The sequence below is a fragment of the Pseudomonas reactans genome (assembly GCF_013385825.1).
Lineage (GTDB): Bacteria > Pseudomonadota > Gammaproteobacteria > Pseudomonadales > Pseudomonadaceae > Aquipseudomonas > Aquipseudomonas reactans.
In genome coordinates this window covers 211,597-226,754 of record NZ_JACAPG010000005.1, presented here as the reverse complement: position 1 = coordinate 226,754, position 15,158 = coordinate 211,597, and the positions used below count along the sequence as shown (strand labels likewise).

Genomic DNA, 15,158 nt, shown 5'->3' with positions numbered 1-15,158 from the left:
TAATACACTCCTGTTGATTGGCTTTAAAGATCCTGGAGTTCGCAATGCCCCATGAAGGCAACCTGTTACAAGCAGCTGTGGTGTTCCTGCTCGCCGCCGTGCTGACCGTGCCCCTGGCCAAACGCCTGCAACTGGGCGCAGTGCTGGGCTATCTGTTCGCTGGTGTGATTATCGGCCCGTCGGTGCTGGGTTTGGTGGGCAATCCGCAAAGCGTCGCGCAATTTTCCGAGCTGGGCGTGGTGTTGCTGCTGTTCATCATCGGCCTGGAACTGTCGCCCAAGCGGTTGTGGGTGATGCGCAAAGCGGTGTTCGGCGTCGGCCTGGCGCAGGTGCTGCTGACGGGCCTGGTGATGGGCGTGGTGGCGTTGTGGCTGTTTGGCCAGTCGTGGAATAGCGCGATCGTGCTCGGTCTGGGGCTGGCGCTGTCGTCCACCGCGTTTGGCCTGCAAAGTCTGGCCGAGCGCAAGGAACTGAACCAGCCCCACGGCCGCCTGGCCTTTGCGATTCTGCTGTTCCAGGACATCGCCGCGATCCCGCTGATCGCCATGGTGCCGCTGCTGGCCGGCAGCGATCACCCGACCACCGAAGCCCAAGGCCTGCAGCATGTATTGCAAATTCTCGGCAGCATCGCGGTGGTGATCATCGGCGGACGCTACCTGTTGCGACCGGTGTTCCGCATCGTCGCCAAGACCGGCCTGCGCGAAGTGTCCACCGCCACCGCACTGCTGGTGGTGATTGGCACGGCCTGGTTGATGGAGCTGGTGGGCGTGTCCATGGCCCTCGGCGCCTTCCTCGCCGGCCTGCTGCTGGCGGACTCGGAATACCGCCACGAACTGGAATCCCAAATTGAACCGTTCAAGGGCCTGCTGCTGGGCCTGTTCTTTATCAGCGTGGGCATGGGCGCCAACCTCAGCCTGCTGCTCAGCTCGCCGCTGGTGGTGATCGGCCTGACGTTGCTGCTGATCGGCTTGAAGCTGCCCTTGCTCTACGCCGTAGGCCGGCTGGTGGGCGACCTCAATCGCGAAAGCGCCCTGCGCCTGGGCGTGGTGCTGGCGGCGGGTGGTGAATTCGCCTTCGTGGTATTCAAGATCGGCCGCGACCAAGGCCTGTTCGAACCACACCTGTACGACATCCTGGTCCTGACCATTACCCTCTCCATGGCGGTGACGCCGCTGCTGCTGTTGGTGTGCCCGAAGCTGTTCAAGCCCAAGGCCAAGCCGGTGGAAATCCCCGAGGAATACCGCACCATCGAAAGCGATGCGCCCCGCGTGGTCATCGCCGGCATGGGCCGTATGGGCCAGATCGTCGCGCGGATCCTGCGCGCGCAGAACATCTCGTTCATCGCCCTGGACACCTCGGTGGAAACCATCGAGCTGACCCGCAGCTTCGGCGGCATGCCGGTGTTCTACGGCGACCCGCAACGCCCCGAGATCCTGCACGCAGCCAAAGTCGACCAGGCGGAGTTCTTCGTGATCGCCATGGACGACCCGGAGATCAACATCAAGACCGCCGAGCTGGTGCGCAACCTCTATCCGCACATGAAAATCATCGCCCGCGCCCGTAACCGCCAACACGTGCACCGCCTGGTGGACCTGGACGCGTCGCCGATTCGTGAGACCTTCTACTCCAGCCTGGAAATGAGCCGCCGCACCTTGGTAGGCCTGGGTTTGAGCCAGGCCCAGGCCGATGCGCGCATCACTCGCTTCAAGAACCACGACCTGCAAGTGCTGGCCGCGCAGCACGCGGTGTACGACGACGCCGCCAAAGTGATGCAAACCGCCCAGGAAGCCCGGGCAGAACTGGCGCGGCTGTTTGAGATGGACCGACTTGAGGAAGAGTCCGACAAGGTGTGAGGCTATGGATGAACGATTTTGCGAAAATTCTGACAGAATACGGCGCAATTTCGTTCACCCCTGGAGCGCTTCATGGCCACTTTCACCCAGACAGCCGTCCTGCTGGCCCTCGCGTTGGCCGCTGGCAGTGCATTCGCCGCGTCCAAGCCGACCACACAAACCATCTCCACTCTGGGTGGCAAGTTCACCTTCAACCTGCCCAAGGCCTACGCCGCCGACACCCTGCCGGCTGGCAAGGCTGAAGATGGCACCGCCGATACCCAGGGCACGATGTATGCCAACCAGACCACAAAAAGTGTGGTGATCGTCGCCGAAACCGTACGTAACGACGGGGTAACCATCGGCGACAACGACGCGCAATTCCTAGACGGCGCCGTGGCCGGGTTCGTGAAGGACCAGAGCGCAGCCCTGCCTGACTTCAAGAAACAGAGCGAGAAGAAACTGATGGTCAAAGGCCTCGGCCTGCGCCAGGTGGACAGCACCGCCACCCAAGGCGGCGGCAAAACGCTGAACTCCACGTTCCTCGGTGGTTCGGGTAATCACCTGCTGGTGATCCAGGCGATTTCGCGGGCGGATGATGCCAAGGGGCATGCGGCGTTGGTGAAGCAGATTACCGGCGGCAAGTAACCCGCACGCACCTGTAGGAGCCGGCTTGCCGGCGATGGGTCCTTGAAGTCAGCTTAATATCCAATGGCGCCATCGCCGGCAAGCCGGCTCCTACAAGGGAGGTGGTCAGTTCAGGCTCTTTTCCAACCAGGCTTTCAGGTCCTGCACTTCTGCCTCATTAATAGTGTGCGGCATGCCAGGGTACCCATGAAACTCCGGCTTCAACCCCAACCCCGTCAACACCTCATTCGCCCGCGTCGCCGACACATAGGGCAGTGCCTGGTCCAAGGTGCCATGGCCGATAAAAATCGCCAATTTGCCCAATGACGCATCCGGCTTCAGTTCAGCCTTGAGCACCGGCAGCACGCTGCCGCTCAACGCCGCAATGCCGCGCAGCAGTTCCGGTCGGCGTAGGCCCACCTCGTAGGACATGATCGCCCCCTGGCTGAAGCCCACCAGAAACACCCGATCCGGTTGGGTGTGGTACTTGGCGGTGGCTTTGCCGACAAAATCTTCGATCAGCTTCGCACTGCGTTGCAGGTCGGCGGTTTCGCCGTCGTAATCGCCGTTGCCGGGTGTCTTGGTAAACCAGCGATAGCCGTGGGGATCCACTGGCATCGGTGCACGGGCCGACACGTAAGTCCACGTGGAGGGCAGCGCGTCCTTGATGCCAAACAGATCTTCCTCGTTGCTGCCAAAGCCGTGCAGGAAAATCACCAGCGGCTGGTTACGCGCATCACCTTGGGTCTGTTCCAGGTACGACAGCGGCAAGTCAGTGTGCAACCTATCGTCGGCATGGGCAGTGCCGACGACCAGCGTCAGCGCCAGGGCAAACAGTTTGAGCATGGGGCATCACCTCAGGGTTTGCGTAACAGATAAGTGTCCATGATCCAGCCATTTTCCAGGCGTGCCGCCTTGCGCACCCGTTCGATTTCGTCCGCGACTTCGCTGACGTTGCCGCTGATCAGGATCTCATCCGGTGTGCCCAGGTAGGCGCCCCAATAGATCTCCAAGTCTTGGTCCGCCACGCTGCGGTAGGAGTCTTCGGCGTCGAGCATTACGACCAACGTGTCAGCATCACTCGCCTGCCCCGCCGCCAAACGGCGCCCGGTGGTGATCTCAACAGACTTGCCGATGCGATTGAGCGGCACTTTGTGTTGGGCCGCCAGGGCCTGCACGCTGGTGATGCCAGGGATCACTTCGAACTCGAACTCACTGCGGCCGCTGGCGAGGATCGCGTGCAGGATGCGAATGGTGCTGTCATACAGCGCAGGGTCGCCCCAGGCGAGGAAAGCACCCACTTCACCGTCAGCCATTTCTTCGTTGATCATGCGTTCGAAGGTCTGCTGCTTGTCGCGGTTGAGGTCCTGCACGGCGGTGGTGTAGTCAACCTCGCCGCGCACACGCTCGGGGCAGGCGGCTTCGACGAAGCGGTAGCCAGGCTCGGTGATGTAGGTCTCGCAGATCTCACGACGCAGGTCGATCAACTTGTCTTTGCTCTGGCCCTTGTCCATCAGGAAAAACACGTCAGTGCGGTTGAGCGCCTTCACGGCCTGCATCGTGATGTAGTCAGGGTTGCCGGCGCCAATGCCGATGATCAGGATGCGTTTCATGGGTTGCTCTCATTGCGGGGCGTGGATTTTGCCATGTTCAGGCGGCTAGGCGTGAGTTTCCAGGCGCAGGCGCCATACGTTGTTGAAACGCAGCTCAGTGGCGGACAGCGGTTCGAAATCGATCCGGTAGAACATCGACAGCGGAAACTGCATGACGTGCCACATCGCGGCACGGATCACAAAGGGATGGGTGATGGCCACGACATGACCGGGCTGGGTTTCAAGGGTTTTCATCCACTCACCTACCCGCAGGCAGATATGCTCCACCGATTCGCCACCGTGGGGCGCGCACGTGGCGTCGGTGAGCCACGTATTCAACGCGTCACGCTCCAACTGACCGATGTCCTGGCCCTTCCACTGCCCGAAATCAGCATCGCGCAACGCAGCGTCGATCACCGCGTCATCGCCGAACAAGCCTGCCGTCTGCCGCGTCCTGACCTCGGGCCCACACAATAGTCGCCGGGTTTTCTTGTAGCGCTCAGCCAGCGACAACGCCGAGCCTCGCCAATCCATCGCCACCGCCTCGTCATCGGGAAAACGCCCCTGTTTTTGCAGAGGCGTGACGGCGTGGCAAATGAGTGTCAAACGAGTGGTGTGCATTGCAGCGTGCTTGAGACCAAAAGATAAGGCCCCAAGACTGGCGCAGTTATCGCTGAGGTGCAACGCCTTGTGCCAGATAGAGCACCGGGTAACCCAAGCCTGGATGCGCCGCATCCAACGCTATGTACCGAGTCAAACTACCCGCGCCATATGCTCCCCAATCCGTGCCCGTAACCACCGCTCCGCGGGATCATTGTCGTGCACACCGCTCCACACCATCGACAACTGCGCCTCCTCGATCGCAAACGGCGGATCCTCTGCCCGCAAAGAGGTGCCTTCGGTCAACGCACACGCCGCATAATCCGGCACCGTCGCGATAATCTGTGTGCCGGCGAGCAACGCCCGCAACCCACTGAACTGCGGTACCGCCAGCACCACCCGCCGCGCCCGGCCGATCCGCGCCAAATCCAGATCGATATTGCCGCTCAAATCCCCGGAAAACGACACCATCGCATGGGGCCGCTCACAGTAGTCGTCCAGCGTCAGCGGCTCAGTCCCCTCATCCCCGCGCAAGACCTTGCACGGAATGTCTCGCAGCTTCTTGCGCTTGGCATTCGCCGGCAACTCAGTGGTGTAACTCACCCCCACCGAAATCTCGCCACTGGCCAGCAGCGACGACATCAACAGGTAATTGGCTCGGCGTACGACCACGATGATCCCCGGCGCCTCCTCACGCAATTGACTGAGCAACGGCGGAAACAGGCCAAACTCGGCATCGTCCGAGAGGCCAATGCGAAACACCGCACAGCTGCTGGAAGGGTCGAAATCCTTGGCACGACTGACCGCACCGGAAATGATGTCCATGGCCGGTTGCAACTCCTTGAGTATCGCCACGGCGCGTGGCGTGGGCTCCATGCCCCGCCCGTTGCGCAGCAGTAACGGGTCGTCGAACAGGTCGCGCAGACGCCCCAACGCCGCGCTCACCGCCGGTTGGCCCATGAAGAGTTTTTCGGCGACCCGGGTCAGGTTCTTCTCGAACATCAGTGCTTCGAAAATCACCAGCAGGTTCATGTCGACGCGGCGCAGGTCGTTGCGGTTCATGGGAAACATCCAAACGGTTGGCAAGCGCACAGATAAGCATGCAAAACCCGACCGGCATTGCATGTCTGTGCTGTCTTTTTCACCTCGGCACCTGGCGAAATTAACAACGATTAACTCGTCAGCCGGACGGTCCGGCAACAAGATTGACCGCGTCTACACTGCATCCATCCACCGGGAACGCTCCCATCGACTGCGGATATTTGTCATGGCCCGACTCGAGCAATATGCCCCTCGTTTGTCCGCCACCGGCGGCCTGTGCCCTCGGCGCGAGCGCATCGCCAAGCAACTGATCCTGGCCAACCTCGGCGAAAGCCTGGCCATTGCCGACCTGGCCCAGGCCTGCGCGCTGTCACGCAGCCATTTCTCCCGGGCGTTCAAGTGCACCACCGGGTTGTCACCGCAGGAGTGGATCCGTCAACAGCGCATCCAGCGCGCCAAGGAGCTGATCACCAGCTCGTCCCTGAGCCTGACGCAAATCAGCCTGGAATGCGGTTTTTGCGACCAGGCGCACTTCTGCCACATGTTCACCCGCAGCGAAGGCGTCAACCCGATGACCTGGCGAAATCACCACTCGCGCCACAAGCCTCAAGTGATCGCAGCCTAGTGGTCGGTGCGTACCTGGAATATGCTGGCCGCTCCCCCCTTTCCGAGCACGGCCACCCATGAGCGACCCCGGCGACCAGGCCGTGCATTTCGGCCCCTATCGCATCCACCCGCGCCAACGCCTGGTGCTGGAGGCGGGTCGCCCTTTGCGCTTGGGACGGCGCGCGGTGGATATCCTGCTGATCCTGCTGGAGCAGGCCGGCAATGTGGTGAGCAAGCAGGAATTGATCGCCCGCGTCTGGCCCAAAAGCGTGGTGGAAGACGGCAACCTGCGCGTGCATATGGCGGCGTTGCGCAAGGCTCTGGGCGATGGCCAGGCCGGGCAGCGCTATATCGTGACCGTGGCCCAGCGCGGCTACAGTTTTGTTGCGCCACTGAGCATCGAACCGATGACACCGCCTTCCGAAGGTGCCCCACAACGTCCCTGCCACAACCTGCCGTTGCGGCGTACCCGGATGATCGGCCGTCAGGCCTTGATCGACAGCCTGGTGCAGCAACTGCCGGAACAACGCTTTATCACCCTGACCGGCGCCGGCGGCATCGGCAAGACCACTGTCGCGCTGCGGGTGGCGGAATTGTTGATCGGGCATTACCGCGACGGCATCCGGCTGTTCGACCTGGCGCCGTTGAGCGCGCCATCGATGATCCTGCCCAACCTGGCTGGCCTGCTCGACGTCACGCATGCCGAGCACGAACCCTTGGCGACCTTTGCGCGCAGCCTGCAGGAACGCCAGTTGCTGCTGGTGATCGACAACTGTGAGCACCTGCTCGACGACATCGCCCTGATCAGCGAAACCCTGCTGCGCCATGCGCCCAGGCTGCACATCCTGGCCACCAGTCGCGAGGCATTGCGCGCCGAAGGCGAATCCGTGCAGCGCCTGGAGCCCCTGGCCTGCCCGCCCGTCACCGGCAATCGCGCCCAGGCGTTGGGCTACCCGGCCCTGCAATTGTTGATCGAGCGGGCCATGTCCCATCAGGACAGCTTTGAGCTGAGCGAAACCGAACTGCCGCTGGCGATTGATATCTGCCAGCGCCTGGACGGCATTCCCTTGGCGATCGAGTTGGTAGCTGCGCAGATCGAGCGCTTTGGCTTGCCAGGGCTATTGGTGCAGATGGAGGACAATTTCCGCCTGCTGACCCGTGGTCGGCGCAACGCCCTGCCCCGCCATCAAACCTTGCGCGCCACGCTGGACTGGAGCTTTGAACTGCTGACCGCCTGCGAACAGATCTGCCTGCGTCGCCTGGCGGTGTTTCGCGGCGGTTTCAGCCTGGCCAGTGCGGCGGCGGTGATTGCCGGGGAGCAGGTAGCACCCGCCGAAGTGCTGGGCTCAATCACTCAACTGGTCGCCAAATCCTTGCTCAATGTCGAGGCCGGTGATGACGAGATGGTGTATCGCCTGCTGGACATCACCCGTACCTACGCCCTGGAAAAGCTCAGCGTCGCCCAAGAGCTTGACGCCACCCGCGAACGCCATGCCGAGCGTTGCCTGGCGCTGATGGAACAGGCGCGCGACGATTGGGATTCGGTCGCCACCCAGCCCTGGATCGACCGTTACGCGCCGCTGTGTGAAGATATCCGCGCAGCCCTCGACTGGGGGCTCGCGCAGGGGGGCGAACACCTGCTGGCAATCCGCTTGACCGTCAGCGCAATGCCATTGTGGCAAGAGTTGTCGTTGCTCAGGGAACACCGCTTGTACGTGAACAAAGCGCTGGCGTTGATGGACCAGGCCGTATCGCCCTGCCCCCGTTTGTCGATGCAACTGCAATTGGCGCTGGGCAGCCTGTCCTATCACGCCATGGGCGGGGCCCCGCAGACCATTGCCGCGTTCGTCCATGCGCGGCACCTGGCCGAAGCGCGCGAGGATGTCGCGGGGCAACTGCGCGCGGTCTCCGGGCATATGGCGGTGAACCTGTGCGCAGGCCAGTATCGTCAGGCGCTGGTGCAAAGCGTGCAGTTTGATCGCCTCGACCCACGCACCGACCCGCAACTGGATATCAGCGCCCAGCGTCTGCGGGTGCTGGCCCAGCATTACAACGGCAACCAGGCACTCGCCCGGCACAATGCCGAGCAAGTGATCCAACGCATGGCGCACAGCGGCCACCTCAACCGATTTGCCCACGGCATCGGTGTGCAATACGACCAGAGCGTTGCCTCACTCACGGTGCTGGCGCGAATCCTGTGGTTGCAAGGCTTTCCCGAGCAAGCCTGGCGCACCGCCAACCAAGCGTTGGAACTGGCGCAGCAGATCAATCATGGCACCTCCATCTGCTACACCCTGGCGTTGGCAGGCGTGGTCATCGCCCGTTACAACGGTGACGAAGACACCGCCCAGACCCTGCAGGCACTGCTGTTGGAACATGCCCACAAGCATTCGGTGCAGTTGTTCAAGACGTGGGCCGGTCACTACGCAGGAATCCTTGGGCGCAAGGACCTGCAAGGCCTGGGGTTGATTGAGGATATCCTGGTCACGCTGGGTTCCCATGCACTGGACGAGCCTGGGTTCGAACGCGCCCGCGCGGGCGACGCGGGTTGGTGCACCCCTGAGATCCTGCGGATACGCGCCGAAAGCATGACCGATGCCCGTGCGGCCGAAGCGCTGTTGCTGGAAGCTTTGGGCCTGGCTCACCAGCAAGGCGCGCTGGCCTGGGAGCTGCGCTGTGCGGCGTCGTTGGCACGGCTGTGGCAGGCGCAAGGCCGCGTGCGGCCGGCCCGCGATCTGCTGAGTTCGGTCTACACGCGGTTCACGGAGGGCTTTGCCACCCAGGACCTAGTCCGCGTACGCGGCCTGCTCGACGAGTTGCAGGACAAACGGCCGGCCTGAAAACGGCCCCAGGTAATGCCCATAGCCCTGCTGCAAGCGCGCGACCTGCATCGGGTCGCGTAACTGCGCGAGTGCATAGCTGCGCACGCAGTTGAGCAGGCGGTAACGGGCATTGCCGGGGCCGGGTTCGAGGGTCAGCAACGAAGTGCTCACCAGACGCCCCAGCAGGTAGGCCAAGTCGGCATGTTCCAGCTCGGTACCAGCGACCAGTTCACTCAAGGTGGGCAAGGTGACCGCCATCTTGAACAACCCCAATTGCAGGAACAGCCAGCGCTCCGGCAGGCTCAGGCGCTGGTAGCTCCAGTCCAGGGCCGCGTTCAGGGATTGATGACGTTCCACCGCCGTGCGCCGGCCCCGGCTCAGCACTTGCACGCCTTTGCACAGTTGCTGCTGCAATCCACGCACGCCAAGGGCATCCACTTGAGCGGCCGCCAGCTCCAGGGCCAGGGGAATGCCATCCAGGCGTCGACAGATGTCACGCAGCGGGGCCAAGTCTTGGGGTCGCAGCACAAAGCCTTGCTGAGCAGCACGTACTCGGGCGACGAACACTTGCACCGCCGGGTAAGCCATCGCTTCTTCGACACGGCTCAACGTCGATGGCGCAGGCACCGCCAGCCGAGGCACGCGTTGCACCCATTCGCCGGGGACTTGCAGGGCTTCACGACTGCTGACCAACACGCTGACCTGAGGCGCCGCTTCGCGTAGCACGCGCACCAGGTGACGGCAGGCACCGAGTAGCAGGTCGGCGCCGTCAAGCACCAGCAGCAACTGGCGGGCCGCCAATTGGCGCCCCAGTTCAGCGGCACTGGCGCAGGGTTCAAGGTGCAGCACCGAAGCCAGGTGGCGCAGCATGCTCATCGGCGCTTCCACCGTAGCCAGGTCGACCCACCACACGCCGTCCCGATAACGCGGCAACACTCGCTCAGCCAACGCCAGGGCCAGGCTGCTCTTGCCCACGCCGGCACACCCAGTGAGCGTCATCAGGCGTTGACCGGACAGGCGTCGCACCAGCACACCCAACAGTTCATCGCAGCCCATCACCGGGCTAAGGCGTACGGCGAGGTTATGCCGGGGTAACGTGGCCGGCACAACGCCGTGCACGGCGGCGGCGAAACAGTAGCCACGCTGCGGATCGTTGAGAATGAAGCGCTGCCCGTCAAGGGCGCGACGCAGTGCAGCGATGTGCACCCGCAGGTTGTTTTCTTCCACCACGCTGTTCGGCCAGACACGCTCGATCAAGGTGGCCTTGCTGATGTACTGACCAGGCGCTTCAAGCAGCACCGTGAGGATATCCAGCGCCCGCCCGCCCAGAGGCACCGGCCAGCCTGCCTTGCTGACCAGACGCTGTTGCCGGTGAAAGACATAGGCGCCGAAGCGCACCGTGCCTTCAGCCTCAATCGCCTGAGGGGTATTCATCTGTGTAAAAGCGCTGAAACACCCGGCCTTGGGCGTTCGCGCATCCTTTTCCATGGGCTTGCCGCTATCTTGCCAGTTGGCGATAACAGGACAATGCTGGCACGGGGAGCGATACGGACATTCGGGTGCGCCAGACGGACATTTTGTCGTTAACTGAACTGCTGTCGGTATTGGGTCGGGTTGAGGCCCAGTTTTTCGCTGAACAGAAAGCGCATGTGCCGCACGCTGCCAAAGCCCGCGTGGAACGCCACGGTCTTGAGCGGCAAGTCGGTGGTTTCCAGCAATTGCCGGGCGCGGTCGATGCGCGCGCCCTGCAGGAATGCCATGGGGGTCATCTGCACCTCCTTGGCAAACAACCGCGCAAAGTGGCGCGCGCTCATGCCGGCCAGTTCGGCCATGGACTCGATGGTGAACGGTTGATCGAGATGCTCCAGCACATGCTTCTGCACGCGGGTGATCGCCGTTTCCTGAGGCGCCACCGCCGCCGTCATCGGACTGAATTGGGCCTGGCCGCCCTGGCGTTTCATCACCACCAGCAACACCTTGGCCACTTCCACGGCGACATGCTTGCCGTGGTCCTGGGCCACCACCGACAGCGCCAGGTCGATACCCGCGGTGACGCCACCCGAGGTGATCAGGCGCCCGTCCTGCAAATAGATACGGTCGGTTTCCACAACAGCCTTGGGGAACGCCTTGATCAGCCGATCGGTGTAGTGCCAGTGGGTGGTCACGCGGTGACCATCCAAAAGCCCTGCATGCCCGAGTACAAAGGCGCCGGTGCAAATGGAGCCGAAGCGCCGTGCCCGTGGCGCGGCGGCCCTGAGCCAGGGTAACAACGCCGGGTGGCATTCGTTGTAGGCACCAGGACCGCCGGGCACCAGCAGCAGATCGTAGGCATCCTGGGCCTGGTCCAGCAGCAAGTCGGTGTGTACCGCGACACCATTGGAGGCGCGCAACCGGCCAGGCTCGGTACCGAGGGTAAGGATCTGATAGTGATCCGCCGCTGGGAGGTAGCGGTTGGCAATGGAAAACACTTCGAGCGGCCCGGCCATGTCGAGCAGGAGGAAGTCCGGAAACAGCGCCATGGCCACGGTTTTCATAGCGAGAAAAGTCCATCGAGAAGGAATGCGGCCGCCATTATTGCACGTTCATAACTGTCAACCTAAAGGAGACAGTTATTCATATTTCAGCTTCTTAATGAATCCTACAATAACTATTAACCTTCTTCTCAACGCCGGAGCCCTGCATGCCGCAGCCCGCTCCCACTTGAGGACAAGACCATGCTGACCCTTCGCAAAGCTTCCGAACGCGGCGCCGCCAATCACGGTTGGTTGAAGTCGTTTCACACCTTCTCGTTCGCCAACTACTGGAACCCGAAAGAACAAGGCTTTTCCGACCTGCTGGTGATCAACGATGACCGTGTTGCAGCCGGTAAAGGCTTTGGCCAACACCCCCACCGCGACATGGAGATTTTCTCCTATGTGCTGGAAGGCGCGCTGGAACACAAAGACACCCTGGGCACCGGCTCGGTGATCCGCCCCGGCGATGTGCAACTGATGAGCGCCGGCAGCGGCGTGGCCCACAGCGAGTTCAACCACAGCCAGACCCGTGGCGTGCACTTCCTGCAGATCTGGATCGTGCCGAATGAAGCCGGCGCCGAACCGCGTTATCAGCAGGAGCACTTCAGCGAGGCGCAGAAACGTGGGCGCTTGCAGTTGATCATCTCGCCGGACGGCAACGACGGTTCCCTCAGCGTGCGCCAGGACGCACGGGTGTATGCCGGGCTGTTCAACGGCGACGAAGCCGCCACCCTGGACCTGGCGCCGGATCGTCATGTGTACATCCATGTGGCCCGAGGCAGCGCTGAAGTCAACGGCCAGCGCTTGCAGGAAGGCGACGGCGCCCGCGTGCGGGATGAACGGCAGATCCGCCTGGGCCACGGTGAGGACGCCGAAGTGCTGGTGTTCGATCTGCGCCCGCAAGAGCTGCCGCAGATGCCATGACCAGGCGTGCGATGGCTCGTCGCAACGAGCCATCGCTGGCGTCGATAGTCACCATCAGCCCAATGAAGTTCTCTTAAAAAATGCAACGCGTAACATCAACTCCATACCAGCAACACCCCAACTAAAACACTCGGAGCACACCAACATGAAACGCCAAATCTTGCTTAGCCTCGCTTTCTCGGTACTTGCTGCAAACGCATTTGCTCACCCAGTTGTCGCTGAAGGCGGCTCGGATCGCCTGATCGAAAGCCGTGTTGCAGAAGGTGGCTCAGACCGCCTGCAAGGTAACCGCGTTGCCGAAAACGGTTCGGACCGCTTGCTGGAACGTCGTGTCGCCGAAGGTGGTGCTGATCGCCTGCAAGAACGCGGTCTGGCTGAAGGCGGCGCTGATCGCCTGCAAGAACGTGGTCTGGCCGAAGGCGGTGCTGATCGCCTGCAAGAACGTGGTCTGGCCGAAGGTGGTGCTGATCGCCTGCAAGAACGTGGTCTAGCCGAAGGTGGCGCTGATCGCCTGCAAGGCAACAACGTTTAACCCCGCGCTGCTGGCGGGAACCCCAAACCGGCCTGATCAGCCGGTTTTTTTTGCCCTCGATTAATGCAGGTCGCGGTCGACCCACAGCACCGCCTTGCCAATCTGTTGCCGCGCTTCGATGCGTGCGTGCACCTGCTGAACGGTTTCCAACGTGTAGTGCCCCTCGATCTCCACCGTCAACGCGCCTTCGAGCATCGCCGCAAACACGGCATTGGCCCGTCGCTGCACGGTAGCGCCATCGGCCATGTGGTCCGCCAACCGGGGGCGCGTCAGAAACAATGAACCGGCTTCGCCCAGTTCAATCGGGTCCAGATCCGTCAGTGAACCCGATACATTGCCGTAATTGACGATCAAACCACGTGTGCGGCAAGCGCGAAAACTGCCGCGTAACGTACTTTTGCCCAGGGAATCAAAGACCACATCCACGCCCCGCCCATTCGTGACCTGCAATGCCCGGTCGGCGAAGCGACCGTCGTCGTACAGCCAGGCTTGATGGGCGCCACGTTCACGGGCAATCGCACACTTTTCGGCGGTGCTTGCGGTGGCGAACACCGTAGCGCCCAAGTGCCGGGCCATCTGCACCAACAGTTGGCCGATGCTGCCGGAGGCGGCGTGCACCAGGCAGGTGCTGCCAGCGCCAAGACGGGCCACATCATCTATCAGATAATGCGCGGTGCAGCCCTGGAACATCGCCGCAGCCGCCTGATCGAAGGCGATGGCATTAGGAATCTGCGCGACCTTGTCGGCGGGAACCAGCGCATATTCGGCGTAGGCACCCCAGGCGATGCACCAGGCGACCCGGTCACCCATAGCCAGATGATCGACACCTTCGCCCACTTCCACCACCACGCCCGCGCCCTCCATGCCCAAGGTGCAAGGCAGACGCACTGGGTAGGTCGTCGACTGGGCGTATTTGCCCTGGCGCGTATGAATGTCCATGAAATTGATCCCGGCGCACGCCACTTTGATCAGCACGTGGCCCGCCAACAACTGCGGTTTGGGCACATCCAGCTGTAATTGCGCGACTTGCGGGCCGCCGTAGGTTTGCAGGGTGATGGCTTTCATTGGGAACAACTCCGTTTGCACTGGAAAGCGGCCATGGTAAAAGGACAGCATCAGCGTGAAAATCCCCCAAACTATCCCAGCCTCTGTGCGGAAATAACCCGATGTTCGACTGGCAGGATCTGTATTACTTCACCGTACTGGCACGCACTCAGTCGCTGTCGGCCGCCGCCCGTGAATTGCAGGTGGAGCACGCCACGGTCGGCCGCCGCGTAGATGCCCTGGAAAAATCCCTGGGCGTAAAACTGGTGGACCGTCTGCCGCGCAGCCGCCCTCTCACCGCACAGGGCATCGCCCTGGCTGAACGGGCGGCGGGCATGGGTGACCTGGCCACACAGGTCATGCGTTTGTCGCGGGTGGCGTCCATCCAAATGGCCGGCACCGTTCGGGTCAGTTGCCCACCGTCCATTGCCAACCACTGCATCGCGCCCCATGTGGCACGCTTGCGCGCCGACTACCCACAATTGAATCTGGTGTTGATGCCCTCCACGCAATTGGCCGCACTGGACAAAGGCGAGGCGGATATTGCCCTGCGTACCGTGCGTCCCGATGAAGAGGCATTGGTGCGCAGGAAGGTCGGTGTGGTGCGATTCGGGCTGTATGGGCCGCCAGATTTCCTGCAAAAGCCCGCCGAACGATGGACATTTATCGCCTACGACAGCAGCCGCGATCACCTGCCTCAGCAGGTCTGGATGCATCAGCTGCGCGGCCACCGCGAAATCGCCTTTGCCGCCAGCGACCTGATCACCCAACAGATGGCGGCACGCGCCCAGGTAGGCGCCGTGGTATTGCCGACCCTGGTGGGCGATCACGACCCGCTGCTGGCCCGTCTACCCACCGCAACCGACGGCCCGTTACGGGACATCTGGCTCACGGTATACCCGGATATGCGCCGGTCGCCCTTGGTAAAAGTGGTGATGGAATTTCTGGTGGCCTGCATCGAGGGCGAAGTGCAGCTACGCCGATGAATCATGCCGGGTAGGCAAACGCCGGCGCACGAACGTATC

14 protein-coding genes are annotated in these 15,158 nt (G+C 62.3%); 7 read left to right on the top strand and 7 right to left on the bottom strand.

The window, feature by feature from the left end:
* Nucleotides 1-44 precede the first annotated feature (44 nt).
* Together HX868_RS05805 and HX868_RS05800 are read left to right on the top strand one after the other, a co-directional pair.
* Nucleotides 45-1,853 carry a monovalent cation:proton antiporter-2 (CPA2) family protein gene (locus HX868_RS05805; protein ID WP_095015716.1) on the top strand — a complete coding sequence of 603 codons (1,809 nt, stop codon included), beginning with the start codon at nucleotides 45-47 and terminating at the stop codon, nucleotides 1,851-1,853.
* A 72-nt stretch (nucleotides 1,854-1,925) separates the two neighbouring features.
* Entirely contained in the window at nucleotides 1,926-2,480 is a 555-nt protein-coding gene (locus HX868_RS05800) for a DcrB/PsbP domain-containing protein (RefSeq protein WP_177002215.1), read from the top strand.
* A gap of 105 nt (nucleotides 2,481-2,585) precedes the next feature.
* On the opposite strand, the gene HX868_RS05795 is transcribed toward HX868_RS05800, so the two are convergent.
* From HX868_RS05795 to HX868_RS05780, 4 genes are all read right to left on the bottom strand, one after another.
* Nucleotides 2,586-3,305, bottom strand: coding sequence for an alpha/beta hydrolase (locus HX868_RS05795; RefSeq protein ID WP_177002214.1), 720 nt, complete (start codon nucleotides 3,303-3,305; stop codon nucleotides 2,586-2,588).
* 11 nt (nucleotides 3,306-3,316) lie between these two features.
* Entirely contained in the window at nucleotides 3,317-4,072 is a 756-nt protein-coding gene (cobF, locus tag HX868_RS05790; protein WP_177002213.1) for a precorrin-6A synthase (deacetylating), read from the bottom strand.
* 45 nt (nucleotides 4,073-4,117) lie between these two features.
* Entirely contained in the window at nucleotides 4,118-4,672 is a 555-nt protein-coding gene (locus HX868_RS05785) for a histidine phosphatase family protein (protein WP_177002212.1), read from the bottom strand.
* Between the two features lie 132 nt (nucleotides 4,673-4,804).
* Entirely contained in the window at nucleotides 4,805-5,713 is a 909-nt protein-coding gene (locus HX868_RS05780; protein WP_177002211.1) for a LysR family transcriptional regulator, read from the bottom strand.
* Between the two features lie 205 nt (nucleotides 5,714-5,918).
* Here HX868_RS05780 and HX868_RS05775 point away from each other — a divergent pair, with 205 nt between their 5' ends.
* Both HX868_RS05775 and HX868_RS05770 read left to right on the top strand, forming a co-directional pair.
* Entirely contained in the window at nucleotides 5,919-6,317 is a 399-nt protein-coding gene (locus tag HX868_RS05775; protein ID WP_033898180.1) for a helix-turn-helix domain-containing protein, read from the top strand.
* A gap of 58 nt (nucleotides 6,318-6,375) precedes the next feature.
* Nucleotides 6,376-9,138: an ATP-binding protein gene (locus HX868_RS05770; RefSeq protein ID WP_177002210.1), complete on the top strand. Its 2,763-nt coding sequence runs from the start codon at nucleotides 6,376-6,378 to the stop codon at nucleotides 9,136-9,138.
* On the opposite strand, the gene HX868_RS05765 is transcribed toward HX868_RS05770, so the two are convergent.
* The gene (locus HX868_RS05765; protein ID WP_177002209.1) at nucleotides 9,085-10,608 is read right to left on the bottom strand and encodes an ATP-binding protein; all 1,524 of its coding nucleotides are present in this window, start codon (nucleotides 10,606-10,608) and stop codon (nucleotides 9,085-9,087) included. The two genes, HX868_RS05770 and HX868_RS05765, sit on opposite strands and share 54 nt — an antisense overlap.
* A gap of 95 nt (nucleotides 10,609-10,703) precedes the next feature.
* Complete coding sequence (locus tag HX868_RS05760; protein ID WP_177002208.1) at nucleotides 10,704-11,654, bottom strand: GlxA family transcriptional regulator; 951 nt, start codon at nucleotides 11,652-11,654, stop codon at nucleotides 10,704-10,706.
* Between the two features lie 180 nt (nucleotides 11,655-11,834).
* On the opposite strand from HX868_RS05760, the gene HX868_RS05755 reads away from it, so the two are divergent.
* A complete protein-coding gene (locus tag HX868_RS05755) occupies nucleotides 11,835-12,557 on the top strand; it encodes a pirin family protein (protein ID WP_177002207.1) in 723 nt (240 codons plus the stop codon).
* Nucleotides 12,558-12,702: 145 nt separating this feature from the next.
* Nucleotides 12,703-13,089: a hypothetical protein gene (locus tag HX868_RS05750; protein ID WP_028616658.1), complete on the top strand. Its 387-nt coding sequence runs from the start codon at nucleotides 12,703-12,705 to the stop codon at nucleotides 13,087-13,089.
* A gap of 60 nt (nucleotides 13,090-13,149) precedes the next feature.
* On the opposite strand, the gene HX868_RS05745 is transcribed toward HX868_RS05750, so the two are convergent.
* Nucleotides 13,150-14,154, bottom strand: coding sequence for a quinone oxidoreductase family protein (locus HX868_RS05745; protein WP_177002206.1), 1,005 nt, complete (start codon nucleotides 14,152-14,154; stop codon nucleotides 13,150-13,152).
* A 101-nt stretch (nucleotides 14,155-14,255) separates the two neighbouring features.
* On the opposite strand from HX868_RS05745, the gene HX868_RS05740 reads away from it, so the two are divergent.
* Nucleotides 14,256-15,119: a LysR family transcriptional regulator gene (locus HX868_RS05740; protein WP_177002205.1), complete on the top strand. Its 864-nt coding sequence runs from the start codon at nucleotides 14,256-14,258 to the stop codon at nucleotides 15,117-15,119.
* The last annotated feature ends 39 nt before the right edge of the window (nucleotides 15,120-15,158 follow it).